The 23355-nt window shown below is 64.3% G+C and carries 23 protein-coding genes; 14 read left to right on the forward strand and 9 right to left on the reverse strand.

Features of this window, described 5'->3' with window-relative positions; genetic code table 11:
- Positions 1–67 precede the first annotated feature (67 nt).
- The 4 genes from BLQ50_RS00830 (at position 68) to BLQ50_RS00845 (ending at position 2414) form a co-directional block, all read left to right on the forward strand.
- Positions 68–655 carry a MarR family winged helix-turn-helix transcriptional regulator gene (locus BLQ50_RS00830; protein WP_139185655.1) on the forward strand — a complete coding sequence of 196 codons (588 nt, stop codon included), beginning with the start codon at positions 68–70 and terminating at the stop codon, positions 653–655.
- 122 nt (positions 656–777) lie between these two features.
- Positions 778–1161 carry a hypothetical protein gene (locus BLQ50_RS00835; protein ID WP_093180489.1) on the forward strand — a complete coding sequence of 128 codons (384 nt, stop codon included), beginning with the start codon at positions 778–780 and terminating at the stop codon, positions 1159–1161.
- Positions 1162–1165: 4 nt separating this feature from the next.
- Complete coding sequence (locus tag BLQ50_RS00840; protein WP_093181589.1) at positions 1166–1384, forward strand: helix-turn-helix transcriptional regulator; 219 nt, start codon at positions 1166–1168, stop codon at positions 1382–1384.
- A 124-nt stretch (positions 1385–1508) separates the two neighbouring features.
- Positions 1509–2414 carry an NADP-dependent oxidoreductase gene (locus BLQ50_RS00845; RefSeq protein ID WP_093180491.1) on the forward strand — a complete coding sequence of 302 codons (906 nt, stop codon included), beginning with the start codon at positions 1509–1511 and terminating at the stop codon, positions 2412–2414.
- A 64-nt stretch (positions 2415–2478) separates the two neighbouring features.
- On the opposite strand, the gene BLQ50_RS00850 is transcribed toward BLQ50_RS00845, so the two are convergent.
- The 5 genes from BLQ50_RS00850 to BLQ50_RS00870 form a co-directional block, all read right to left on the reverse strand.
- On the reverse strand, positions 2479–3006 hold the full coding sequence (locus BLQ50_RS00850) for a hypothetical protein (RefSeq protein ID WP_093180492.1): 528 nt from the start codon (positions 3004–3006) through the stop codon (positions 2479–2481).
- A gap of 19 nt (positions 3007–3025) precedes the next feature.
- The gene (locus tag BLQ50_RS00855; RefSeq protein WP_245700815.1) at positions 3026–3553 is read right to left on the reverse strand and encodes an HdeD family acid-resistance protein; all 528 of its coding nucleotides are present in this window, start codon (positions 3551–3553) and stop codon (positions 3026–3028) included.
- A gap of 250 nt (positions 3554–3803) precedes the next feature.
- Entirely contained in the window at positions 3804–4427 is a 624-nt protein-coding gene (locus BLQ50_RS00860; protein WP_175558966.1) for a YdeI/OmpD-associated family protein, read from the reverse strand.
- Positions 4408–4884 (reverse strand): sigma factor, encoded by a 477-nt coding sequence (locus BLQ50_RS00865; protein WP_245700816.1) that lies wholly within the window; start codon positions 4882–4884, stop codon positions 4408–4410. The genes BLQ50_RS00860 and BLQ50_RS00865 overlap by 20 nt, the downstream gene beginning before the upstream one ends.
- A 49-nt stretch (positions 4885–4933) precedes the next feature.
- Complete coding sequence (locus tag BLQ50_RS00870; protein ID WP_093180496.1) at positions 4934–5353, reverse strand: YciI family protein; 420 nt, start codon at positions 5351–5353, stop codon at positions 4934–4936.
- A gap of 454 nt (positions 5354–5807) precedes the next feature.
- Between BLQ50_RS00870 and BLQ50_RS00875 the strand changes: the two genes are divergently transcribed.
- The 3 genes from BLQ50_RS00875 to BLQ50_RS00885 all read left to right on the forward strand — a co-directional run bounded on the left by BLQ50_RS00875 (position 5808) and on the right by BLQ50_RS00885 (position 7874).
- A complete protein-coding gene (locus BLQ50_RS00875) occupies positions 5808–6176 on the forward strand; it encodes a PH domain-containing protein (RefSeq protein ID WP_093180498.1) in 369 nt (122 codons plus the stop codon).
- A gap of 128 nt (positions 6177–6304) precedes the next feature.
- Complete coding sequence (locus BLQ50_RS00880; RefSeq protein WP_093180499.1) at positions 6305–7519, forward strand: Fic family protein; 1215 nt, start codon at positions 6305–6307, stop codon at positions 7517–7519.
- Positions 7520–7664: 145 nt separating this feature from the next.
- Positions 7665–7874, forward strand: coding sequence for a hypothetical protein (locus tag BLQ50_RS00885; protein WP_093180501.1), 210 nt, complete (start codon positions 7665–7667; stop codon positions 7872–7874).
- Positions 7875–7946: 72 nt separating this feature from the next.
- Here BLQ50_RS00885 and BLQ50_RS00890 read toward each other — a convergent pair whose 3' ends face one another.
- From BLQ50_RS00890 to BLQ50_RS00900, 3 genes are all read right to left on the reverse strand, one after another.
- A complete protein-coding gene (locus BLQ50_RS00890; protein WP_093180502.1) occupies positions 7947–8831 on the reverse strand; it encodes a universal stress protein in 885 nt (294 codons plus the stop codon).
- Positions 8832–9021: 190 nt separating this feature from the next.
- Positions 9022–9912 carry a PDDEXK nuclease domain-containing protein gene (locus BLQ50_RS00895; RefSeq protein WP_245700817.1) on the reverse strand — a complete coding sequence of 297 codons (891 nt, stop codon included), beginning with the start codon at positions 9910–9912 and terminating at the stop codon, positions 9022–9024.
- Positions 9913–9943: 31 nt separating this feature from the next.
- Positions 9944–12172 (reverse strand): TerD family protein, encoded by a 2229-nt coding sequence (locus tag BLQ50_RS00900; protein WP_093180505.1) that lies wholly within the window; start codon positions 12170–12172, stop codon positions 9944–9946.
- Positions 12173–12315: 143 nt separating this feature from the next.
- Here BLQ50_RS00900 and BLQ50_RS00905 point away from each other — a divergent pair, with 143 nt between their 5' ends.
- From BLQ50_RS00905 to BLQ50_RS00925, 7 genes are all read left to right on the forward strand, one after another.
- On the forward strand, positions 12316–12852 hold the full coding sequence (locus BLQ50_RS00905) for a very short patch repair endonuclease (RefSeq protein ID WP_342672035.1): 537 nt from the start codon (positions 12316–12318) through the stop codon (positions 12850–12852).
- A 359-nt stretch (positions 12853–13211) separates the two neighbouring features.
- Positions 13212–15896, forward strand: coding sequence for a Z1 domain-containing protein (locus tag BLQ50_RS00910; RefSeq protein ID WP_139185657.1), 2685 nt, complete (start codon positions 13212–13214; stop codon positions 15894–15896).
- Entirely contained in the window at positions 15893–16879 is a 987-nt protein-coding gene (locus BLQ50_RS00915; RefSeq protein ID WP_093180510.1) for a PD-(D/E)XK motif protein, read from the forward strand. Before BLQ50_RS00910 ends, BLQ50_RS00915 begins: the two co-directional genes overlap by 4 nt.
- On the forward strand, positions 16876–18729 hold the full coding sequence (locus BLQ50_RS18175; protein ID WP_139185659.1) for a hypothetical protein: 1854 nt from the start codon (positions 16876–16878) through the stop codon (positions 18727–18729). The genes BLQ50_RS00915 and BLQ50_RS18175 overlap by 4 nt, the downstream gene beginning before the upstream one ends.
- Positions 18729–19613 carry a hypothetical protein gene (locus tag BLQ50_RS18180; protein ID WP_139185661.1) on the forward strand — a complete coding sequence of 295 codons (885 nt, stop codon included), beginning with the start codon at positions 18729–18731 and terminating at the stop codon, positions 19611–19613. Before BLQ50_RS18175 ends, BLQ50_RS18180 begins: the two co-directional genes overlap by 1 nt.
- The gene (locus BLQ50_RS18185; protein WP_139185663.1) at positions 19610–20386 is read left to right on the forward strand and encodes a DUF6339 family protein; all 777 of its coding nucleotides are present in this window, start codon (positions 19610–19612) and stop codon (positions 20384–20386) included. Before BLQ50_RS18180 ends, BLQ50_RS18185 begins: the two co-directional genes overlap by 4 nt.
- Before the next feature lie 77 nt (positions 20387–20463).
- Positions 20464–22404: a DNA cytosine methyltransferase gene (locus BLQ50_RS00925; protein ID WP_093180514.1), complete on the forward strand. Its 1941-nt coding sequence runs from the start codon at positions 20464–20466 to the stop codon at positions 22402–22404.
- 10 nt (positions 22405–22414) lie between these two features.
- On the opposite strand, the gene BLQ50_RS00930 is transcribed toward BLQ50_RS00925, so the two are convergent.
- A protein-coding gene (locus tag BLQ50_RS00930; protein ID WP_217629062.1) for an IS5 family transposase occupies positions 22415–23348 on the reverse strand; the annotation gives its coding sequence in 2 pieces (ribosomal slippage) (positions 22415–22978 and positions 22980–23348; 933 coding nt in all).
- Positions 23349–23355: the final 7 nt, after the last annotated feature.

Genomic DNA, 23355 nt, shown 5'->3' on the forward strand with positions numbered 1-23355 from the left:
GGGCCACCGGGGTTTGGGGGTAGGCTGGTACTTAGCCTCATGCGAACGTTAGTGTCACACTAAGCATGTGTCAAAGCACACGGGCTACGTTGAGTCCGCATCCGAGCACGTCCGCACCCGAGCACCGTTGGAGCCCGCCGCCATGACCCCCGCGCCCCCCACCCCGAGCGAGGCCGTCGAGCGCGAGGCGATCATGCGCCAGCTCGTCGCCGCTCAGCACGTGTGGGAGACGACGATCACCCCCCGGATGATCGGGCAGCTGCTGACGTTTCCGCTGACCATCCAGCAGCTCAAGGTGCTGGCCATCCTCGTGACCGACCCCCGCGGCAACACCGCCCAGGGCCTCGCGACGGCGATCGGGGTATCCCTGGCGACGATGTCCGGCATCCTCGACCGCCTCGGCAACCAGGGCATGCTCACCCGCACCGAGGACCCCAACGACCATCGCGTCCGCCGCGTCGTGGCGACCCCGCAAGGCCGCGAGACGGTCCAACGCCTGTTCACCACGAAGCCCGAGATGGACCGCATGCCGCTCGACCGGATGGCCCTGGACGACGTCCGCGCCCTCCTCCAGGGCGTCCAGGCCATGGTGCGCGCGATGGGCGACGACCCCACCCCGCCCGGCACGCTGCCCGACGACGCACCGGCTGGTTGAGCGGGCACGTCGCCCGGATTCTCCCGCGGCCCCCGCGACGGGCCAATGTCAATGTTCCTTGACATTGACGACCGCGCACCCTAGCGTCGACGTCAAGGAACGTTGACATATCTGGAGGATAGATGCGCGCGTGGTTCGTATTTGCCGGCGGCCTCGTGGCCGCACTCGTCGGCATCGGCGCCCTCACCCGGGCGGCACCCCACAACCCCTTCATCCCCGCGCTCTACGGAGCCGTGGTCATGGCGAGCGGGCTGGGCACCCTCGCGCTGCGCAAGCACCGCGAGAAGAGGGACCGGACCGCCGCGGACGGCAGCATGGAGCGCGAGCTCGCCGACCGGTCGGCCGCCTGGTCCTTCCAGGTCGCCCTCGTCGTCATCGCCGGCTTCGGGCTGTACCTGCTGCTCATCGACCAGGTCGGCAGCGGCCTCCTCGCCTTCGGCCTGCTCGGAGTCGTGGTCGCGGTGCACTGGATCCACTATGCGATCCTCCGCGACCGCCTCACCTGAGCCGATGCAGAACACCTTGCCCGACCTCCGCCGCGCACACGGGCTGTCCCAGGACGGCCTGGCCCGCGCCGCCGGGGTCTCCCGCCAGACCATCATCTCGATCGAGAAGGGTCGCTACGCCCCGAACCTCGCCCTCGCGTTCACGCTCGCCCAGATCTTCGGCACAACCATCGAGTCCATGTTCACCCCGGACCCGCCCGACGCCGCCCCGCACCACCCCTGACCCCGGCCCGGCCCGGCCCACCTGGCCCGGCCCACCGCCCCTCGGGAAGGCTGCCGCGTCGGCCGTCGTTGTGCACAGGGAGCGGCGCAGGTCGCCGCGGCTGACACCTACCGAAGGGCTTCTCATGCGTGCACTGCAGTTCACCGAGTACGGCTCCCCCGACGTCTTGACCGTCGCTGAGGCTCCCGAGCCGCACGCCGGCCCAGGGCAGGTTCGGATCCGGGTGTCTGCCGCCTCCGTCAACCCCATGGACTGGAAGATCCGCGCCGGCTACCTCGCCAAGATGTCGCCCTCGACCTTCCCGGTCATCCCCGGCAGCGACGCTGCGGGCGTCGTCGACGAGGTCGGCGAAGGGGTCCAGGGCGTGGCCGTGGGCGACGACGTCTTCGGCTCCGGTCATGCCGTCACGGCCGAGTACGCGGTCCTCGACCACTTCGAGACCAAGCCCGAGTCGCTGAGCTTCGTCGAGGCCGCGGGCCTGCCGATGGCCGTGGAGACCGCAGCGCGTGCCCTGGCCGACGTCCCCTTCTCCTCCGGTGACACCGTGCTCATCGACGGCGCCGCGGGCGGCGTCGGCAGCGCGGCCGTCCAGCTCGCCGTGGCGCGCGGCGCCACGGTCGTGGGCACCGCCTCGGAGCGCAACCACGACTACCTGCGGTCCCTCGGCGCCATCCCGACGACGTACGGCCCCGGCCTGGCCGCTCGCGTCCGCGCACTTACCGACGCCCCGATCACCTCGGCCGTGGACATCGTCGGCGGCGGGTCTATCGCTGAGCTCGTCGAAGCCACCGGCGACCCGGCCCGGGTCGTCTCGATCGCCGACTTCAACGCGGGCGAGCACGGCGTGCGCGTCAACGGTGGCAGCGGCGAGCGCTTCTACGGGGCGCTGGCCGAGGCTGCCGCGCTTGCCGAGGAGGGTCGGTACGTCGTCGCCGTCGAGCAGACGTTCCCGCTCGAGCTCGGCTCGCAGGCACAGGCCCTCTCCCAGGGCGGACACGTGCGCGGCAAGGTCGTCATCACCGTCCCGTGATGAACTGACGGACCGGCAACCTCACCGCCTGACCAGTCCCGCGCAGTGGCGGGCGAGTGGCCCGCTACCGCGCGCGGCGTCGGGCCTTGGCTGCGCGTTCCTGCTCGCGCGCGCGCAGGATCTCGGCCTTCTGGTCGATCTTCTCCCACTGGCCCACCCACAGCAGATGGCCCGACGCCGCGAGCGCCGCCGCGACCGGTTCCAGGTCGTCGCCGAGGACGACGGCGACCTGGCTCTCGCTCCCGAGGCGCGGGTGGATCCAGACGACGCTGGTCCACGCGTCGATGCCGGGCTCGGCGTCTACGTCGACGCGTGCCCCCGACAGCGCCCAGTGCCCGACCCTCAGCCGCCGCGGGACAAGCTCGAAGAGCAGGCTGAAGTCGTCGAGGAAGAGGGAGCTCAGCTTCCCGATGGCGAGGTGCGCCGACGTCGGGCTGGTGCGCTCCTTGAGGCGGAAGCGGCGCCCGGCGACCAGGCCGGCGACCACCTGGTCGAGGGCCTGCTCAGGGGGCAGCCGCACAGCGATCCGGATGCCCTTCACCCCGCTCAGGGACCAGTTCGAGCTGGCCGCCGGGACCAGTCGCGCGGTCATGCCGCGCCCGTCGCGGAGGTCACTCCGCGGCCCCATCTCCCACGCGCAGGCGGCCGAGCGTGATGAGGGTGAGGCCTTCGACGAGGATCTGCACGCCGAGCAGGATACCCAGCAGCGACAGCGTCGCGGTGATCGGGTTGATCAGCACAAACACGCCGAGACCGATCGAGACCACGCCGCTGATCGCCAGGATGAGCTTGTGCTTCTCGGACTGGAAGGCCGTCACGACGCGCACGAGTCCACCGGTGAGGAAGAGCGCGCCGGCGAGCACCGTCAGCAGAACCGCACCGACGATGATGTTGCGCAGCATGAACAGGCCGAGCACGGTGAGCACCGCACCGCCCAGCGCGACGGACCAGGCGCCGCCGGACTTGATCCGGAAGAGCGCGCCGACGAGCATGAATACGCCCGAGATCAGGCTCGTCCACCCGATGAGCAGGACCGACACGGCCGTGGCCAGGAGCACGTCGCCGAGGACCACGAAGGCCCCGATGACGAGCAGGATCCCCAGGATGACGTCCCATCCGGTCCGACGCCGTTCAATCACCGCAGTAGCCATCGCAGGTCACGTCCATCTCGCTGGTGCCGCGGTCGCGGTCGCGTCCGTCAGCGGTGGTTTCCGCGGCAGGCGCCGCGAGCAGCACCAGCATGACGCAATCGCAGGTGGGACGCTAGATCTGGTCCGGCTGGCGAGCGCTTGGGACCATGCCCGACGCCGCGTCGCACACCTGTCCACATTGTTCGCACCTGTCCTGGCGCGTCCGAGAGAGAACGTCCTCAGCCGATACCGGTCCTTTTTACTTTTTGTATTTCCAGAATCGGTCCTTGCCTTCGGCGATCCATTCCAGGGCTTCATCTATTCGCCGCTGTCGTGTGGTGTCGGTCTTGGCGCTTTCGAGCCACACAATATAGTTCTTGCGGAATGAGGCCGATTGGTTTTCGAAAAACTCTTGGGCAACGGAGTTTGTCGAAAGTGCTTCCAGGAAATATGCCGGAGTTTCCACTGGATTGCTGTTAGGTGCGGCCTTGGCCGTCTTGTCGAGTTTTACGCCTTTGTCATTTAGATCCATCGCTTCTTTGATAAAGCCCGCGAGTTCGTCATCTGATGGCAACTCGGACATGCTCATGATTCTGCTCATGAATCGCTGGCCCGGCTTTACCTTCTTGCCGCCAGCGAACCGCGGATCGCTCATGAATTCAGACTTTATGAAAGTGAGCGAACAATGGTTTTTAGCTGAAGCCAGGACACACATGAAATCGTCTTTGTAGTTGAAGTGCGGGATAGCCCACTTAATCGATTCCACGACATCGGGGCAGTGCGCATGTATCTGCTCTCTCAGATGATTGAGGATTGGTTGGGCAAAAGCCTCAGAGTCATCGATGTATTGCGTGACTTTTGGATCAGGATTCGTGAGTGACATTACGTACATTTCCCTTCCGGAACATTGCTCGTAGTGGGTTCAGCGGCGGTGCCCCTACGGTCGGCTGACGTCGTTGACCTTTCGCTCGAGGGCTGCGCGTTCGACGGCGTGCGATACGGGCCTCCTTCGACAGCACCGGATGGCACGAGATGAACATCAACGCCAGCACGTCGTCGTCAATCGCATCGGGGTCGAACAGTGCATCCACGCCAGGCAACTCCTCGTCGAGGTCGCGGGCAAGCAGGGCATACCGTTCGTCGCGGGCGGACCGGCGTCGAAAGGCGTCGATCGCCCGGCGACGGCCTGTGGTGAGCAGCCATCCGGTCGGCTGGGCAGGAGCTCCATCGACAGACCAGGAGACGAGCGCTTCGGCGAGGGCCTCCTGCGCGAGGTCTTCGGCCAGCGAGAAGTCGCCTGTATAGCGGGCGAGGGCGCCGACGATGCGGGCGGAGTCCATACGCCACACCGCCTCGACGGCGCGCCTCGCCTCCGACATGCTCACTAGATCAGAGCTGCCCGGTCTGCTCGCGCCAGGCACGCTCCTTCTGGATCCAGACGTTGTCCTGAGGGAACTCATCGATCGACGGCACGCGACGGATCTCAGTCTTGCTTCCCGCGGTCATCGGCGCGCGCTTGGCCCATTCGACCGCCTCCTGGATCGACGCCACGTCGAGGATGTAGTAGCCGTTGAACAGTTCCTTCGTCTCCCCGTAGGGGCCGTCTGTCACGACCGGCGTGTCCTCCGTGAAGTCGACGACGACCCCCTTGCTTGCGTCGTCGAGGCCTTCGGCCGCCAGCAGGACGCCGGCACGGATCAGCTCGTCATTGAACTTGCCCATCGCCTCGAGGATCTCGGTGAAGTCGACGCTCGTAAAATTCGCGAACGACTCGTCCGTCGCGCGCATGATCAGCATGTACTTGGCCATCTCATACTCCTTGGTTCTGGAAGGTCGCCCGTCGACCCTCTCACCCATAGGTCGAACGGCGCTAGGCCAAATCGACACATGCCGAAGTTTTCTTTGGGTGCTTTCCGAGGGAGATGGTTCGCGCCACCGCAGGATCAAGGCTAGCCGGACCGACCGTGACCGCTTTGTCCCGGTCGCGACGTGTTCAGTCAGCCCGCCCACAAGCCGGACGTTGAACGGACGCGTTTTGAGTAACGTCGCCCTGGACGAGTAGGCGTTCGAAGACTCCACGGGGTGTGTAGAAACCGAGAGCCTGGCGGGGTCGGTCGTCGAGTTCCACCGGCCCCACTGGCCACTCGCTCGCACTTCGCGCGCGCCCCGGCGGTTCCGAGTCCCCATTGACCCACCTCGTCACCACGCCGAGGCCGACTCGAGATGCTGGACCTGCCAGCCCGCCGACGAAGAGGGCACCCACATGTCCAAGCTCAAGCAGCTCGTTGAACTCGCCCGCCCCCACCTGGAGCCAGGGGAAACGATCCTCGGCGCCGCTCAAGGGGCCTATCGGACCACGGTCCTGCGGATGAGCACCGTCCGCAAGGGAGTCTTGATCGCCACCGACAGGCGTGTCGTCTTCTATGCGAAGAAGCTCGCGAACTTCGAGCTGGAGTCGGTCGCGTACCAGGCGATCTCGTCCTTCGAGCAGGGCAAGGACGCGGGCGGACACAGCATCACCCTCGTCACTCCGGGACGACAGGTGCACCTGAAGTGGATCGCCGAGGGTCCGGACCTGGACACGTTGACCCGCCAGATCAAGGCCGGGATGGACTCGGCGCGCACGCGGTAGGTCCCGGTCCGGGAGAGTCGGAGCAGGCGCTGCGGTTCTTCGGGGAGACTCACCCAACCCGCGCTGATCCGATAGAAACGCGCGTCCTTATTATTGTTTGTTGCAACATCCGTGCATAAGATTGCGTCATGACCTCGGAGAGCCCCGACCGCCCACCGGTGCCACACACCTCCAGCTGGCCTGCGTTCGCCGTCGAGGACCTCCCCTGGGAGCCGCCCGATGCGGGCTTCGGGCCGCGCCGCGGCTCGAGCGCCTTCCGCGGCCCCTACCGCGCCTCGGTTCCCGTGCCCATCGCCGGCCTCAGCCCCGTCCTCCCACCCGAGACGACCGCAGTTGTCGAGGAAGCCAGCGCCGAGATCGCCAGGTTCGACGGCGAGGCCGCCAGCGACCGGGTCTCCTTCGCCGCTCTGATCCTACGAACCGAGTCCGCGAGCTCGTCCCAGATCGAGAACCTCACCTCCTCCGCGAAGGCGATCGCCCTGTCCGAGCTCGGACGCACCGGCCGGGCCAACGCCGACGAGATCGTCAGCAACGTCACCGCGATGACCAGCGCGCTCGACGCCGCCGCCCACCTGGACACGCAAGCCATCCTCGCCATGCACCGAGCGCTGCTCGGCTCGCACGACCCATCCCATGCCGGCGAGCTCCGCACCGAACAGGTCTGGATCGGCGGTTCACAACGCGGCCCACACGGCGCGGACTACGTCGCCCCGCACCACCGACACCTCCCGTCCGCGATGGCGGACCTCACCGCGTTCATCGCGCGTGACGACCTCTCCGTGCTGGCGCAGGCAGCCGTCGCCCACGCACAGTTCGAGAACCTCCACCCTTTCACCGACGGCAACGGACGCACCGGCCGCGCGCTCCTGCATGCGATGCTCCGCGCCGGCGGCCTCACCACCCGCACCCTGGTGCCGGTGTCCGCGGGCCTGCTTGGGGACACCCAGCGCTATTTCGCCGCGCTCGAGTCCTACCGGGGCGGCGACGTGGTCCCGATCGTCCTGGCCATCGCCGAGGCTGCCTTCCCCGCGATCGCAAACTCCCGCCAGCTCGTCCAAGACATCACCACCGCGCGGACCGAGTGGAACGAGGTCATCACGGCCCGTCGCGGGGCCGCCGCCTGGCGGCTCGCGGACCTGGTCATGACGCGGCCGGTCATCGACTCCCACCTGGCCACGAGCGTCTTGGGCGTCAGCACAGCCAATGCTCAGGCCGCCATCGATCGGCTGGTCGACGACGGGGTCCTCACCCAGATCGGCACCGGAATGCGCCACCGCGTGTGGGAGGCCAGTGCCGTGCTCGACGCCGTCGAGGCCTTCTCCGCGCGAGCCGCCCGCCGCTGACAGTCGCACTTCACCCCAACACCCCCGCCGGACCCGAACTTCGATCACGGTGCCAAGCGCCCCGTCTGGGAAGCGCTGCGCGATCACCTGAAGTTCCACGGCCCCCAGACTTCAGGCCACCCACACAGTGGCCGATATCTACGATATGAGCATTCCGCCGCCCGGCTGGTACAGCAACTACATCGACGAGGAGGCCGCCCGGCGGGAGGCGCGCCTGGAGTCTTCGCGCGTCCGGAGATTCGTGGCCAAGGCGTTCCGGGTCCTGCTGATCCTCGTGATCGTCGCGATCGTGATCGCACTCGCCTTCACAGCGTTCATGGTCTACGTGGCCAGCCAGATCAACGGCTTCGAGTAGCCGGAACGACGCCGTTCCACTGCTGGCAGGTGCTCTCGGCCAGGAACATGTCCGATCACGACACATCACATCTCAGGCGAGATGCGACTCCCCCGCCGGCACCACCACCACCGGATGCCCCGCATGCCGCAGCACCGCCTGGGACACCGACCCGAGCACCGGCCCCGCGACCGTCCCGTGCCCACGCGATCCCACCACCGTCAGCTGCGCCCCGCGCCCGGTGAGCGTGATCGCCCCCGCCGGATCCTCACCGACCACCAGGGTGTCGATCTCCAGGGACGCGTGCCGCTCCTCGCGCACATGGGCCAGCAGCGCCGCGACCGAGGCCGCGGTCACCGCGTGGTTGATCGGGTCGTAGGGCCCGTACACCGACGGGTCGCGCCGGAGCGCCTGGGCGAAGGGGATCGAGTAGGCGGCGACCACCGTGAGCCGGCACGACCGCCGCACCGCCTCGTCGAGCGCGAAGCTCAGCACTTGCCGTGCCCCCGGCGCCTCGACCGCGATCCCGGCGACCACGTGCGCGGAGTGCGCGTCGGAGGTCACCGGGACGACGACGACCGGGCAGCTCGCGTGCACGGCCACGCGCAGGCTGACCGAGCCGAGGAAGATCGTCCCCAGCGTCCCGTGCCCGCTACGCCCGACGACGACGAGCGCGGCTTCCTCGGCCGCCTCGAGCAGCGTCGTGGCCACCTGCCCGGTGACGCCCTGCACGTCGATGTCGATGTCCGGCGCCTCGGACCTGGCGATCCGCGCGGCCTCCTCGAGCAGCTGAGCGCCGTAGTGCGCGGCGTCGTCGGGCTCCATGAGCGGTCCGTCGCCGAACGGGATCCGGGACCGGCCGGGGGCGCGCACGTGGACGATCCACAGCGAGTCTTCCCGCACCCCTGCCTCGCGCGCCGCCCACCGCAACGCGGCCGCGCTCACCATCGAACCGTCCACTCCGACCACGATCGCCATCACGCTCACCCCGCAGAGATCAGGCCCGGCCACGCCGGGCCTGTGTTCCCAGCATGCCCCCGTCCGCGTCAAGGCGCCGCTGCGCCCAACCTGCCCGACGTCGGCCGGTCGGCCTGGGCGCCCGGCCGGCGGCTATCGCACCACGACCACGACGTGCCTGGAGGCCGGACTGTGGACGAGCCCCCGAGACTCATCCGCCATCGAGCGGCGGTCGCCCTTCTAGCTCGGCGTCGATGATCGCGTTGAGCTCTTCCGTCGACGGCAGGCCAGCACGGGCGTCGGCCGGCAGCCCCGAGTAGTCGGCAACCGCGATCGGGGCGGACGTGAAGGCGAGGGAGTAGCGCACGGTGGATCCGTTCTTGCCCGTGCACAGCAGGATGCCGACGGTCGGGGCATGGATGCCTGTGCGGCGGTACTGATCGTCGACGATCGCCACGTAGGTGCCCAGCTGGCCCAAGTGAGCTGGTTCGAAGCGGCCGACTTTGAGCTCGACGACCACGTAACGCAGCTGCTCGACGTGGAAGAAGAGCATGTCGACGTAGAACTCGTCGACGTCTGTGCCGGTGCCGTCAGGGACCACCAGACGCACCTGGCGGCCGATGAACGCCATGCTGCGGCCAAGCTCAAGAAGAGTGGCCTGCAGACGGTCCATCAGGGCCTGCTCGATGTCCCGTTCGCTCTGCTGCTCCACGAGCCCCAGGTGCTCAAACACGTAGGGGTCCTTGACCAGCTGCTGGGCCAGCTCAGAGTCGGGCGAGTCCAGGGCGGTGGCGAAGTTCGTCCGGGCTGCGCCCAGGCTGGCCCGCAGCCCAGCCTTGATGTGATGCTCAAGGACGTTGCGGGTCCAGCCGCCCTCGGCGGCACGTTCGGCATACCAGTCGCGTTCGGCACGGGTGTCGAGGCGGTTGAGCAGGACAGTCACGTGACCCCACGGCAATCGTCCAACAGCTTGTTGGACGATTGCTGACTCCGTCGGCCAGACCTCTGCGGCCTTGCGCATGTAGAGCAGGTTGGTGCGTGACCAACCGCGCTGATCAGGGAACTCACGGCCCAGGTCCGCGGCCAGCCGGGTGACGACCACTGATGCTCCTATCCGTGCAGCAGACCCATCATCAACCGCGGTCCAGAACCAAGCTCTCCCCGATCGTCCCCGACTCTTCCCCCACCCCACCAGACGCCAGCTTCGGCGCCGGCGGCACCCACCCCCGCACCGGCTGCAACACGGCAGAGTAAAACGCCTCAGTCGCACCAATAACAGAAGGAATGAACGCCCCCTTCAACCCGGACCGCTTCGTCCCCAGCGGCGCGACCGTCGTGATTTCGAAGCTCGTCACGTCGCCGGCCCGCTCGGACACGAGCGTCCCGACCGACTCCCGCACGTCCCCCAGCCGCTCGCAGGTGTCCTGCGCGACGCCGGCGTAGTGCACGTCGACCAGCGTGTCGTCCGGCGCGCCGGCCAGCTGGCGCAGCAGCCAGGAGATCCGGCGTTGCGCCCCGCCCTCCTGCGGGGCGCGCACCGACGCGCTCACCCGCACCTTGGAGATCCGCAGGTCGGCCACGACGGTGAGCGGCCCGGCCGCACCGGGCACCTTGAGCGTGGCGCTCATCGTCCCCTCCGAGGCCAGCTGCTCGACGGCGGCCCTCGCCCGCGCGGCCGGGTCGCCGGCGAGCTGCCGCGGCATGACGTGCGTGACTGGCACCCCGAGCTCGGCGGTCAGCCGCAGGCACAGCTGGCGGACCAGCCGGATCCACGAGTTCGCCACGGTCGGCACCTTGGAGTCCCCCGCGCGCAGCGTCCCGGCCGCGACCGCCTCGCGCACAAGCACCCAGCTCGACCCCATGTCGTCGAAGCCGGTCGCGCCCGAGCGTGGGTGCTCGAGGTAGCGGATGAGCTCGGCGAGCACCCAGGCCTGCATCGGGTCGGCGACGCCGCGGTGGGTGAGCACCATCCGCGCCTCGTGCAGCACCTCCGCCCAGGACAGGTGGTAGAGCGTGACGGACTTGGTCTTGCGCGCGTCGACGCTCACCGGGTGCTCACCGGTCCCGGGGGCGATCTCGTTGGAGAGCGTGACGACGGCGTCGTACCCCTTGACCCGTGCGACGTCGAGGTACTGCTCGACCTGCTCGGTGCGCAGTTGCCCGGACCCGGTCTTCACCTCGAGCAGCGCGGTCCACACCTTCCCGCCGCGGGCGATGCGGATGACCCCGTCCGGGAACACCTTGCGGTCCCCGTGTGTGAACGGCACCTCGAGGTAGGTCTCCACCGCGCCGGCCGGCGCCCCGAAGTGCGCGCTGACCGCCCGCGCGAACGGCCGCACGCCCATCATCGTGGCGAGCAGCGCCGACGTCGCACGCTTCTCCTGCTCGTCGGCGGTCCCCACCCCCGACACCGAGAACAGCCGCGCCGGCACCCACGCCTCGTCCCCAGCCAGCTTGAGCACAGGCGGCACCACGACGGCCCGCTGCTTCTTGGTCCGCACCCCCGCGCGCCGCACCGGCGCTGCGCTCACCGGCTGCACGGGCACGTCCCTGCCCGACGCCGGAGCCTGGCCGGGCAGGTCGGCCGCCGGGGCGTCCTCGGGTGGGTTGGGAGCCGCGTCGGGAGCTGGGGACTCGGATGCAGCGGGGTTGTCGGCGGGCTCGGAGAGTGTCACCTCAGGCATCGTGACTTCAGGCGTTGTGACCTCGACGACCTCGACGAGGTAGTCACTGCTGTCGTCGCCAATGCCCTCCACCGGCACGAAGTCCGCATCGCCGGCGGCAGCGTCCACGACGAGCGTCGGCGGCTCGGCCTCCGGCACCTCGGGCTCGTCGTCGACGCTCACCCCGAAGTCCGTGGCCAACCCGACCAGCCCGCTGTCCCAGCCCTGCCCGACCGCGCGCACCTTCCACGCCCCAGCGCGCCGGTACACCTCACCGAAGACGAAGGCCGTCTCGGTGGTCGCCTCGGCGATGTCGAAGCTGATCAGCGGCGCACCCGTCTCATCGAGCACCATGAGCCGCAGCCCGTCGAGCCGCCCGAAGGTCCCCTCGCCCAGGCTCGCCGCGATAGCGATCGTCTCGACGTCCTCGTGCAGGTCTTCCAGGTCGAGGGAGAGCCGCTCCTCCGCGCCGATGTCCCCGGCCGCGCGGCCCAGGTGCTGCACGGCCCCGCAGGTCGAGACGGGCTGGTTGTAGAAGACGAAGTCCTCGTCCCCGCGCACCTTCCCGTCCGCGGTGAGCAGCAGCGCCGAGGCATCCACGTCGACGGAGTCGTCGGACCAGCCGATGACCACCCGGACCCGGTTGATGGTGGCAGCAAGGGGCGCGTTCGCGCCGCGCGTGAGGACCTGAGGCGTCATGCGCCAATGATGCCGGGAGGTGCTGACAAAGTGGGCGAGACGCGCGCAGGTGACTTGGGCGACGTTTGGTGCGCCTTCACATCGTGTGGAGGTCTAAGGCGCACCCGCTGTTGGCCGGAGGTGCGACGTGAGAGCCTGGCTGAATGAGCCAGGGATTCGCCGATGGCGCTCAGAGCGCCGGACCGCTGCGAGCATCGCCACAGTCAGTCCCCGCTCACCCCGGCTCTTCGTCCGCTGCCGTCTCGCTACGGATGAGTCGCGCTCGACGACGTGACACGGCGCCCGAGATTGCCCTACGGAAACTCCTTCATGCCCAAGGCCTCCGCTACCGAGTCGCGTACCCCGTGCCAGGACAACGTCGCCGTACGATCGATATCGCCTTCACCCGGCAGAAGGTGGCCGTCTTCGTGGACGGATGCTTCTGGCACGGCTGCCCCGAGCACGGCACCATACCGCGGGCGAACGCTGAGTGGTGGCGTCAGAAACTCGCATCGAACCGCGCCCGCGACGTCGATACCAACGACATGCTCAGGGATCACGGTTGGACGGTCGTCCGCGTCTGGGAACACGAACTCCCATCGAATGCAGCTGCGGGAATTCGGGGGCGACTCTCGCCAACCATCGAACCAAGACTGTCCGGCCAGCACAGTCCACGAACCAACCACCCGGCTAGCGACTGATCGCGGCGACCAAGGCATCAAGCCCTCGACCACCTGGCCAGAAACGATCTAGGCGAACCAGCCCGGATTCACCAGTCGAACGCTGTGCGCCTGACCGTCGGGTAGCAGGTCGACCCCAGGCCTCGGTACTCCATTTTTCACCCTCATCCACGCTCATCCGAGAGCCTCATCTGGGCGATCCGCCCCAAGATGGTCGCAGCAGTGGCTAAGCTTCGGACCACAGTTGCTGCAGACCGACACAGCAGAGCCGGAGGAAGTGCAGGTTCACGTTCCTCAGAGGTGTCAGCACGCGCAGCTCACGCAGAAGTGACGTCGAAGCAAGGCTGAAATAGAGCCCGCACGGGCACCAAGGGAGCGAAGTGGCCACTGTCGATCATGACTTGGTTCGGAACATCTCCGACCACGTCCGAAACTATCTGGCACTTGGAAAATCCGTTGATGCGGCACTTGCCGAGGTCCTCGACGCGCCGTGGGCGGCAATTGATGACGATGTCAAGTCCGCGGTGCGCGAGCACGTCCAAGTAGAACTCAACAAGAACGTCTCAGTTCAGGATCCGGCCAGCCTGACCCAGAACGTGATCGAAACAGGTCAGTGGTATCTCGGCCCGAGCAGCAAAGATCACGCTTGGCCGCGCTACGAAGAGTTCTTAAGGGCAACCATTCAGGATGACGCAACAGAAGCAGTTGACGCAGCCTCCACGCGAATCGTTTCACTTCTCCGCCCTCCACGCGGAGACGATTTTCTGGTTCGTGGGCTAGTCTTGGGGTACGTCCAAAGCGGTAAGACAACAAGCTTCATATCAGTAATGGCCAAAGCCTTTGATGCAGGCTACCGAGTCTTCGTCGTAATGTCTGGCATTACCGAAAACCTACGCGCTCAGACGCAAGGTCGGGTCGACCACTTCACCTCACTGCTTGACGAGGGCAAGTTCATCGCGCCTACCGACATATACAAGGACTTCTCCTATCCGGGCTTTGAGCTGAACTCCCAAACAGGAAACCACGGCACCGGTGTCGTTATCGTGGTTAAGAAGAATACGGCCGTCCTCAGGAAGCTCGCCAACTGGCTCGAGCAAGCTGGGGCCACGCTTCGGCAATTCCCGATGATCGTCATCGACGACGAGGCCGACCAAGCAAGCATCGACGTCGGGAGCAAGGGCCGAACGTCAGCCATCAACAAACAGATCCGCCGCATTCTGAAAGCGCCGAAGTCCGCGTATGTCGCCTATACCGCCACCCCCTTCGCCAACCTTCTCATTGATCCCGCACTGGAGGATGACCTATACCCGCGCGACTTCCTCGTCTCGCTTCCTAGGCCGGCCAATTACTTTGGGTCAGAGAAAATATTCGGCGGTCCGGAGGGACTGGACTACGAGTATAACGACAAGACCGGTCTAGATATTATCCGAGACATCTCTGAGGACGAAGCAGTAATAGTACGTCCCAAGTCCGCAGCCACGATTGACAACTGGGACCCGAAGGTCCCAGCGGCGCTCAATGACGCACTCTCATGGTTCCTTCTTGCCACTGGAACTCGGCGACGGCGTGGCACGGGAAACCGCCACTCAACCATGCTCATCCACACGTCGATGCTCGCACGGGCGCACTTGCGACTGGGCACATCAGTCCAAGCATGGCTGACTAATCTCATCGCCGCGCTAGAGCGAGACGATGGGAACGCCTGGGACCGGCTGGCGAACCTCTGGGAAGCCGAATGCCTCCGCGCACATCAGCCCGTACCCGAGTCGTTCGAGGACATCCGAGCCGATGTCCTCGAGGCCGCTAGGGCGACACGGGTCGTGTGCGACAACTACCTGTCGACAGATCGGCTCTCGTACGCAGCCGACGAGCCAACTACTGCAATCGTAATCGGTGGGAACACACTTTCCAGAGGACTCACACTGGAAGGGCTCACATCAAGCTACTTCGTGCGCTCTGCTTCCGCCTATGACACCCTGCTCCAGATGGGACGCTGGTTCGGGTATCGGGAAGGGTACGAAGATCTTGTCAGAATTTGGATGCTCGAGGAACTCCAGCGGTGGTTTGCAGACTTGTCACTCGTCGAGTCCGAGATTCGCGATCAGATTGAATCGTACGCGCATGAGTCCCGTTCACCTGCCGATACCGCGGTCCGGATCCGGACACATCCATCCATGGCCATCACTGCCGCTGCGAAGATGCGAAGCGCAATCGACTCACAGATGTCCTACGACGGAAAACGAGTTCAAACCATCCTCTTCAACCATTTGGATGCGGACTGGCTGCGAGCAAACGTCGATGCTACGCGCGACTTGTTCGCCGCAGCGGGAGGAGAACCTAGGCTCGTGCACTTCCCGAGCGGCAGAAAAGGTTTCCGCAACGTTCCTGTGAAGACAGTCGATACTTTCTTGAAGTCGTACAAGTTCCACGAGGGCGCGGTTTCAATGACCTCGCGGCTTCTCACCAGTTACATCCGGAACGAGAATCCGAGCGGGGCGCTGACAAGTTGGAACATTGTGATAGTCGAAGGCGATGCCGAGATGCCTACGATCGACTTGGGACTCACAGACCTAATTCACACAATCACTCGATCCCGAATGGGGTACTCACGGCCCGGACAGGCGAACCTGAAGTCGATCGCCTCCACCAGAGACCGCATTGCTGACGTTTCCTACACCAGTGAAGAGATCAGCGCACGGTTCAAGGATCTCGCCATCACGCCAGAGGGTGTCGGCTTCGCGCGACACGACACCGCATATCGGCAGCTACGCGCAGAAGACAACCACGGGACCGGACTACTGTGCATCTATCCCATAGACTCCACGTCGACCCCCCGCAACTGGGACGAAAACTCAGCTACGCAAACCCTTGCCAAGAATGCTCGATTCCCGCTCAATGCAGTTGATCACATGGTGGGAATCACAATCTTCTTCCCGGACGCGACGGTGCAGAATTCAAGCGTGGCCTACAAAAGCGCAGATCTTAGCGGCTTGATCATTGAGGATCCGGCCGACGAAGCGGCTGAGATCAACGCAATCGATGCAGCGGGGGAGGTCGAAGCATGAGCAACATGGAGAGCCATCTCGCCTGGCTTCGTGCCACCTCACAGCCGACTCAGTTCACTCTCCGTGACACAGACGTAAAGACGGCTGCCGGGATCGTTGCGGTTGCAGTGGATGCCGAAGACCTCCCAGTACTTATCATCCCGATAGACGATGATGAACCGGTCTGGACCGACGAACGCAGTTGGGGCGTGAAGGTTACGACTCACCCAGGGTCCTTCACCGGAACGACCAGCCGCGTCGTTGTGGTCCGATGCACGGCCACGGAGGTCGCTCAACCATTCACACATCTGGGCACCAGTCTCCTTGAGGCACTCGCCATCGATTCGACCCAACCCGTGAAGACCTGCGCGACAGTGCTCTCGTCTTGGCAGCACCTGTTCGCTACAACGTCAAGGGGACTTCTCACAGACGAAGGAGTCGTCGGACTTCTGGCCGAGCTTCACGTTCTCGAATCGCTCTGTGCGCAGTGGGGCCCCCAACGCGCACTTGATGCCTGGCGGGGACCACTCGGCGAGCCTCACGACTTCACTGGACCCGCAGGGGCCCTCGAGGTCAAAGCGACGACACATGCCTCGTTCCTCAAAGTGCACGTCAACGGTCTGACTCAGCTCGAGCCGCCACTGGGCGGACCACTTCACCTTCACCTCGAGGTCATGAGCGCTAGTCCATCTGGCGACACCCTGCCGGGGGCGATTGGCCGGCTCATCTCAGCCGGAACGTCAGCCGCCCGGCTGTGGGAGCTGCTTGCCGAAGTGGGCGTCCGCTGGGCAGATGAAGACCTGTACCGGGAGCGGCGATTCGCGACCGTAGATTCCAAGACATACGCCGTAGATGACGACTTCCCCAAGATCGTCCCGACAATGTTCTCATCTCAGGAAGCGTTAAGCGCAATCATGCAGCTTGAATACGTGATTGCTCTAGATGGCGCCACACCCTTATCCAACTCATCCACCTCGACCGCTGTAAAGGTCCTTGGTCAATGACCAAAATCGGCGTATACAGCGAGAGATTCGCGGCTACGGGCGCGGCAGACGCCCGCGTCACAAAACGCGCAATGGGCAAGTCCCATGTCCCGTTCTGGCAGCTCTTCCTACGTGAGACTCTCCAGAACAGTTGGGATGCGCGGACAGGTGACGCTATCGAGTTCACCGTCAATGCGGCGCGACTAGACCCTAGACGCTCCGAGCTACTGCGGGACACCATCTTCCGGGAGCATCCAGCAGACCCAGCCGTTGCAGGAACACTTCGTGCGTCCTTGGACTCGCGCGCAACGCGGATCTTGACTGTCACTGACCACAAGACACGAGGACTCGGCGGTCCCACCCGCGCAGATATTGCAGATCCCTCCAGCGGAAATACGCATTTTGTTGACTTCGTACGCAATATCGGGCGTGCTCGCAAGAAAGGCTATGCAGGCGGCACTTATGGGCTCGGAAAGGGAGTGCTTTTCACGGCTAGCAGCGCCGCGACATGCGTCGTCTACACACAGACCATGCATGAGGGCTTCGTCACTCCACGACTCATCGCGATGTGTGTGTCAGACGACTCCTACAGACACAGCGGCATCCTCCACACCGGAAGACACTGGTGGGGGAACACGGACTCTGAAATCGTAGAGCCGATCGTGGGTGCGCCTGCGCGCGCACTAGCCATAGATCTCGGGATTACGCCTCTAAGAGCAGAGGAGCTGGGAACGTCGATCACGGTAATCGACCCCGCCCTTCGCTTTGCAGATTCCACCGACAAACCCGCCGATACTGATGAAAAGATCGTCGCCCAGATAAGCGAAGCGGCGCGGCGTTGGGCTTGGCCACACATGGTGGACGCAGGTTCAGGTCCATCTATCAAGTTCTCATTCGTTGTCAACGGCAACGAATTGCAGATCGTACCACCTCAGAACGATTCGTATCTTGGACCATTCGTCGCTGCCTACTTGCTGGCGAATAGCTCGCGAGACGGGGAGCCACCACGCAATACCCACCCCTTCACGGTAGAGCCCATAGTGGGAACCCGGCTAAAGGAGAACAAGCGGCTGGGCACCTTAAGCTATACGCAAGAGGATCGCACCATCATCGGGACCGAGAAGGACTCATCAGAGATCGCTCTAATGCGCGAACCGCGCTTCGTCGTGAAGTATCTCCCGATCAGCGACACGTCGCGATACAGGGTTCGTGGCGTATTCTTGGCACATCCATCAAATGATGAGGCTTTCGCACAATCAGAACCCGTCGCACATGACGACTGGAATCCCCAAAACCTAGAGCTTGAGGCCCGCGCTCGCAACCCGGTTCGAATCGCTCTCAAGCATATCGGTGAACGCTTTAGGGAAATATCCAGGGGAACTCCCCCTCCGTCCGCCTCCGAGGACCAGGGGGGGGTCACTGCCGTCTCTCGCGCTCTCGGTTCCGCACTGAGTTCGGCTCTCGGAACCGGCGCAGAGTATAAGCGCTCAAGGACCTCAACTTCTCGACCCAGACCGTCCGCGCCCAAGACATACCGCGTTACGATGTCGGCTCCGCCGGTACTGCAACATGACGGACGCGGTTTAACTATCTCATTCCCCTTCACGGTGCAGACTGGGCCCGACTTCACTGCGTCGGGGGAGCTACTCCGTGCAATCGCTCAGGTCCTGCTCGATGACGGGCGACCAGAGGTCGACCCTCCGATCGGCGCAAGTGGCCCCGAGATACTCGGCTGGTTCCGAGGAGAAACCCTCATCTCAGCCGCCGATGAAGTAGCACTCAGCGACGTGTTGGGCGGCGAGCACCGTGTTCTTGTTGCACCCCCACCTAATACTTCCGTCGCGCTCGGCATCGAGCAGGTGAAGCGCTGATGGCAGCTGTCGCTTCGACCTTTCCTTATCTCACGATTCCCAATGAAGCAGTGATATTTGAACGCTGGGTCGTTAGCTGCGGCTCGGCACTGCCATCTGTCGATCCCGAAGCCCTCCCAGACTGGAGCTATCACCAAGTCCTGAACATCGGAGCGACCGTCACGATTCCGTACGACCAAGTACGGCTCCATCTCCGTCTAGCAAACGATGCACAGTTAGGCGCAACAATCGCTTGGCAGTGCCTGGCGACTCAGAGCAGGGGCGCCTCGATACCAGTACCAATTATGGCGGATACGACTGCTACCCGACTCACACTCGACGGCGCGCCACTTGGTGGGATCCTGACGCTCTCACTTCACCTAGTGCTTTTAAATCCCGGTTCCGGACCCATCGATCCACTTTCGCCGACACTGCCGGGCGCTATTCTATGGACTACTAAGCACTCCATTTTGCTTGAAGGTGATGCTGCTCGATTCCCGACAGCAAAGGCGGACTTCTCAGCACTCGACAATGGCTTTCCGAACGCGCACTGGTGGCTTGAGCTCCACATTGACGAAGACGCGCTGGATGCACCGTCGGATAGCGCAATGCGACTTTGGCTAAACGAGAACAGCGTGATAGCCAAATCAATACTCGATGATGATTCCGCTGGCGGCGCCCTGGTCAAGATCATGACAAGCGATGTATACCGGCAGCTAATTCGTGCCGCCTTCGACATCGACACATTTTCAATGGAGATCGATTATGGGATCGGAAGCATCGGCCACACGCTGCAAATGCTATTACACATGCTTGACTACTCGGATATCAATCTTGCCCGGTCCGCTCACAGAGAAGATCCCACTCGCCTAGACGCTCGACTCCAATCGGTGGTGAACAAGTGACACACCTTTCCTATCCACGCCTTGATCGCAGTCGGGCGCAAAAGCTTGTCAGCGAATACCAGTTGCTGACTGTCCGTGAGCTCGCATCCTATGTTGATTTCGATATCGTTCACGCAGCTTTCTACCCGCTGAGCATCGAACATGTAAGCCGCAGTCGGCTAGAAATGATCAGGGTGGCAATCCTCGACGTTGCGATCCGCCACGGCTTTCCGGAACTCCAAGGCAAAGGGGGCTACGTCGGGTTCGATCAAGACGTCGCAAGGCTTCTGGTAGACCTTATGGAAATTGTGCCGTCCGAGGCTATGACTGAAGATGTCTGGTCATTCCTTTCCTTAAAGGTGATGCCTGACGTTACTGCTTGGAGATTCCCTGCCCGCCTTAGCGATGACGGGACGCAGTCCGCCACTTGGAAACGCTGGATCGGCGATCCTCGGAACGCGTTTCGCCGCCTTTGGATCCGTGGATATTCGCTCGGCACCGATCTGGCCGGCGTTCTGGGCGAAGACAACTACGTCGCCATTTTTGAGCGTCCGACCATTGGGGGCGATCCGCGCGTTGCGCGCAGGATCGCTTCATGGATGCGAGACCTAAATCGTGCCGATGAGCGCAACGGTGGAAGCGCCCAGGACATCATGCGGGACGCGATGAAACGCTTGCGTCGTCGATACGGCACCACAGCACTTGGCGCCCTCTCAGACCAGCAACTTGACGATATAGTCAATGCCGTATTTCTGGCAGCCGTCGAGGCTACGATGCCTCTCAGCGTCGCTTGAGTCAGCCCACAATGCTCCGGGCTCGCACGGTACGGAGGGATCCATGCTGCGCAGCCGCCCGGTAGACTTGCCTGACAATGGATCCTGACACCAGCCACTCGGCCACCAAGCAAGTCCGAAGCATCGCGCTCCGCCTGTCCCATCATCCGGAGCACGTTAGCGATGCGGAGGGATTCGCACTGTTGTGTGCGCGTCTGCGACGAGACCAACCGGACAGACTGCTTGTAGCCGACCTCTTCTCAGGCGCTGGGGGCCTCAGCTACGGCCTAGAAGCGGCGGGTATGCGCGTGGTCTTCGGCGCAGACCACTACTCCGAGGCAAACGCCACCCACGCCCATCACTTCGCTGGTCTCAGCGTCGATTGGGATCTCAGCGAAGTCGGCGTCGTCGAAGAGGTCGCAGCGCTCCTGCGAGAGTCGAGGATCGATGTCTTGGCTGGAGGCCCCCCGTGCCAACCCTTCTCGAAGGCAGGTAGATCAGGGATCCGTCATCGCGTACGCGAGGGCCTAAGAGATCCCATCGATGCGCGTAGGGATCTATGGCGGTCCTACTTAGAGGTAGTCCGCCTCTCGATGCCGAGGGCGGTCATCATGGAGAACGTCCCCGATATGGCACTAGACCGCGAAATGTTCATCCTCCGGAGCATGGCGCTCGACTTGGAGCACCTCGGATATTCCGTGTCCACCAGGATAGTCCAGACATCCGACTATGGTGTACCACAACATCGACAGCGACTCATTCTGGTGGCACTGCGCCATAATCTGGAGTTTGTTTGGCCAGAACCTGTCGAGCGCCCTGTGACTCTTCGTCAAGCTATCTCGGACCTCCCCTCGGTCCAGGGTGGCTGGCACATTGCGGAGAATCGCGCGGGATTTCAGACCTATTCTGGAGCTATCGATCCGTTCCAGCGAGAGATGCGTGCGAGAGTTCCTAGGACTCATGCAGGGCGCATATACGATCACGTCACCCGACCAGTACGAGAGGACGACTTGGTCGCGTTCGACTTGATGGACAATACGACGCGATACTCGGACCTACCTGCGGAACTGCGGCGATACAGGTCTGACATTTTCGATGACAAGTATAAGCGATTGGATTATGACTCTGTTTCGCGGACGATCACAGCGCACATAGCCAAGGATGGCTATTGGTACATTCATCCGGAGCAGAATCGGACAATCACCGTTCGAGAAGCCGCGCGGATCCAGACGTTCCCTGACCATTTCCGATTCGCCGGCACGCCCACGGCCGCATTCAAGCAAATCGGAAACGCAGTACCACCACGTCTTGGGGAGGCGATTGGTGGCGCAGTTGCAGCTGCGATACGCAGCAGTCACCCTGCAGGCCTCAGTCGTGAGGATACGGCGGCTCTACTCGACGCTTGGTGGCGCACTACCGTCCGGGTTTCAATGCCGTGGCTCAAGGGCGCCACGCGGTGGCAGGTCGTGGTCGGCGAGCTTCTGCTCGAACGCTCCAGTCAGCTCGTTCGGGAGGCGCTTTGGCCGGTAGTACGGGACTGGCGCGAGCCGGCGGACACCCTCAGCGCCAAAGATGCACTCATTCTGGTGGCCAACTGGATTAACCGGCAGAGCGCTGCTGAACAGCTGATTCGTATTGCTGAGAGTCTAATCCTCGCGGACGCTGAGTCGGTCAGTCTGGTCGCCTTGGATCAAGCAGTCTTGGATGGCGCCCTGCCGTCGGGAGTGGGAGATCTGGCAACTCTGGCTGGCGATTCCGCGATCACAGACGATGATGAGCTGCCGGTCATCGTCAACCAAGCGATCTTGCGAGTTGCTTCTCGATATGCGAATGACCTTAGCCGTGCGAAGAACAAGAATAGCGACGGCCGACTCGCGGTGGCGCGCTTGATCGGATTTGGCAGACCCAGTCGAAATGCACACGTCGCACTGTTGGAGATCGGGAGGTCAATTTGCTCGACCAAGGATCCGGAGTGTTCAGTGTGCCCGCTAGTCAGGACCTGTGCCTACGCAGCGCTGCACTCCCTCGCTACCGACTAGGGCATGTCTCCTATAGGCGAGTCCAGGTGATGCAGGCGGAGAGGACGACGGCGGCTCGGTAGGTGATGGCGAGCTTGTCGTAGCGGGTCGCCAGTCCTCGCCATTGTTTGGTCAGGGCGAAGGAGCGTTCGACGACGTTGCGCCGCTTGTAGGTCTCGGCGTCGAAGGCGGGTGGGCGACCGCCCGCGGATCCTTTGCTTTTGCGGGCCGCGACCGAGTCCTTCTTCTCCGGGATGACCGCCGTGATTCTGCGCGTGCGCAGGTGCCGGCGCACGGGTCCGGTGGCGTATGCCCGGTCGGCCAGAACCGCGTCTGGACGGGTGCGGGGGCGCCCGGCGCCCGCGCGTGGGACGCGGATGTCGGCCAGGACCTCTTCGAGCATCGCCCCGTCATTGCGTTGCCCACCGGTGATGACCGCGGCCAGCGGCCGCCCGCGTCCGTCGACGACGTGGTGGATCTTGGTGCTCAGCCCGCCACGGGAACGGCCGATGCCGTGACCTGCGGGTTCACGCGTCCCGCCCAGCGGGCTGGGGACGAACCCCTCGGGCAGATTCGTGTGATTCGACCTCGCCCCCTGTGTCCTGCTCGGGGCGCGTGGTGTTCGTCGCGTGCTGATGAGCCCGGTTGATCGTGGCGTCCACACTCACCGTCCAGTCGATCTTCCCGTCGGCGTCCGCGCGGGCCAGCAACGCGGCCAGCACCTTGTCCCAGGTGCCGTCCTCGGCATACCTGCGGTGCCGCTTCCACACCGTCTGCCACGGCCCGAACTGTTCACGAGGCAGATCCCGCCACGGAATCCCCGTGCGATACCGGTAGACGATGGCCTCGACCTTGCCCCGGTCATCCCAGAACGGATGCCCACGCCGCCCCGCGTTCGACGGCAGCAACGGCGCGATCAGCTCCCACTGGGCATCGGACAGCGATTGGAACCGGGATGACGTCACCCCACGA

Source organism: Sanguibacter gelidistatuariae (assembly GCF_900096585.1).
Classification (GTDB): Bacteria; Actinomycetota; Actinomycetes; order Actinomycetales; family Cellulomonadaceae; genus Sanguibacter; species Sanguibacter gelidistatuariae.

Excerpts from the sequence above, each read along its gene's own strand:
- BLQ50_RS00835 (WP_093180489.1), top strand. The coding sequence starts at position 778 with ATGCGCGCGTGGTTCGTATTTGCCGGCGGCCTCGTGGCCGCACTCGTC.
- BLQ50_RS00840 (WP_093181589.1), top strand. The coding sequence starts at position 1,166 with ATGCAGAACACCTTGCCCGACCTCCGCCGCGCACACGGGCTGTCCCAG.
- BLQ50_RS00845 (WP_093180491.1), top strand. The coding sequence starts at position 1,509 with ATGCGTGCACTGCAGTTCACCGAGTACGGCTCCCCCGACGTCTTGACC.
- BLQ50_RS00850 (WP_093180492.1), bottom strand. The coding sequence starts at position 3,006 with ATGACCGCGCGACTGGTCCCGGCGGCCAGCTCGAACTGGTCCCTGAGC.
- BLQ50_RS00860 (WP_175558966.1), bottom strand. The coding sequence starts at position 4,427 with ATGTCACTCACGAATCCTGATCCAAAAGTCACGCAATACATCGATGAC.
- BLQ50_RS00865 (WP_245700816.1), bottom strand. The coding sequence starts at position 4,884 with ATGGACTCCGCCCGCATCGTCGGCGCCCTCGCCCGCTATACAGGCGAC.
- BLQ50_RS00870 (WP_093180496.1), bottom strand. The coding sequence starts at position 5,353 with ATGGCCAAGTACATGCTGATCATGCGCGCGACGGACGAGTCGTTCGCG.
- BLQ50_RS00875 (WP_093180498.1), top strand. The coding sequence starts at position 5,808 with ATGTCCAAGCTCAAGCAGCTCGTTGAACTCGCCCGCCCCCACCTGGAG.
- BLQ50_RS00880 (WP_093180499.1), top strand. The coding sequence starts at position 6,305 with ATGACCTCGGAGAGCCCCGACCGCCCACCGGTGCCACACACCTCCAGC.
- BLQ50_RS00885 (WP_093180501.1), top strand. The coding sequence starts at position 7,665 with ATGAGCATTCCGCCGCCCGGCTGGTACAGCAACTACATCGACGAGGAG.
- BLQ50_RS00890 (WP_093180502.1), bottom strand. The coding sequence starts at position 8,831 with ATGGCGATCGTGGTCGGAGTGGACGGTTCGATGGTGAGCGCGGCCGCG.
- BLQ50_RS00900 (WP_093180505.1), bottom strand. The coding sequence starts at position 12,172 with ATGACGCCTCAGGTCCTCACGCGCGGCGCGAACGCGCCCCTTGCTGCC.
- BLQ50_RS00905 (WP_342672035.1), top strand. The coding sequence starts at position 12,316 with ATGAGCCAGGGATTCGCCGATGGCGCTCAGAGCGCCGGACCGCTGCGA.
- BLQ50_RS00915 (WP_093180510.1), top strand. The coding sequence starts at position 15,893 with ATGAGCAACATGGAGAGCCATCTCGCCTGGCTTCGTGCCACCTCACAG.
- BLQ50_RS18175 (WP_139185659.1), top strand. The coding sequence starts at position 16,876 with ATGACCAAAATCGGCGTATACAGCGAGAGATTCGCGGCTACGGGCGCG.
- BLQ50_RS18180 (WP_139185661.1), top strand. The coding sequence starts at position 18,729 with ATGGCAGCTGTCGCTTCGACCTTTCCTTATCTCACGATTCCCAATGAA.
- BLQ50_RS00925 (WP_093180514.1), top strand. The coding sequence starts at position 20,464 with ATGGATCCTGACACCAGCCACTCGGCCACCAAGCAAGTCCGAAGCATC.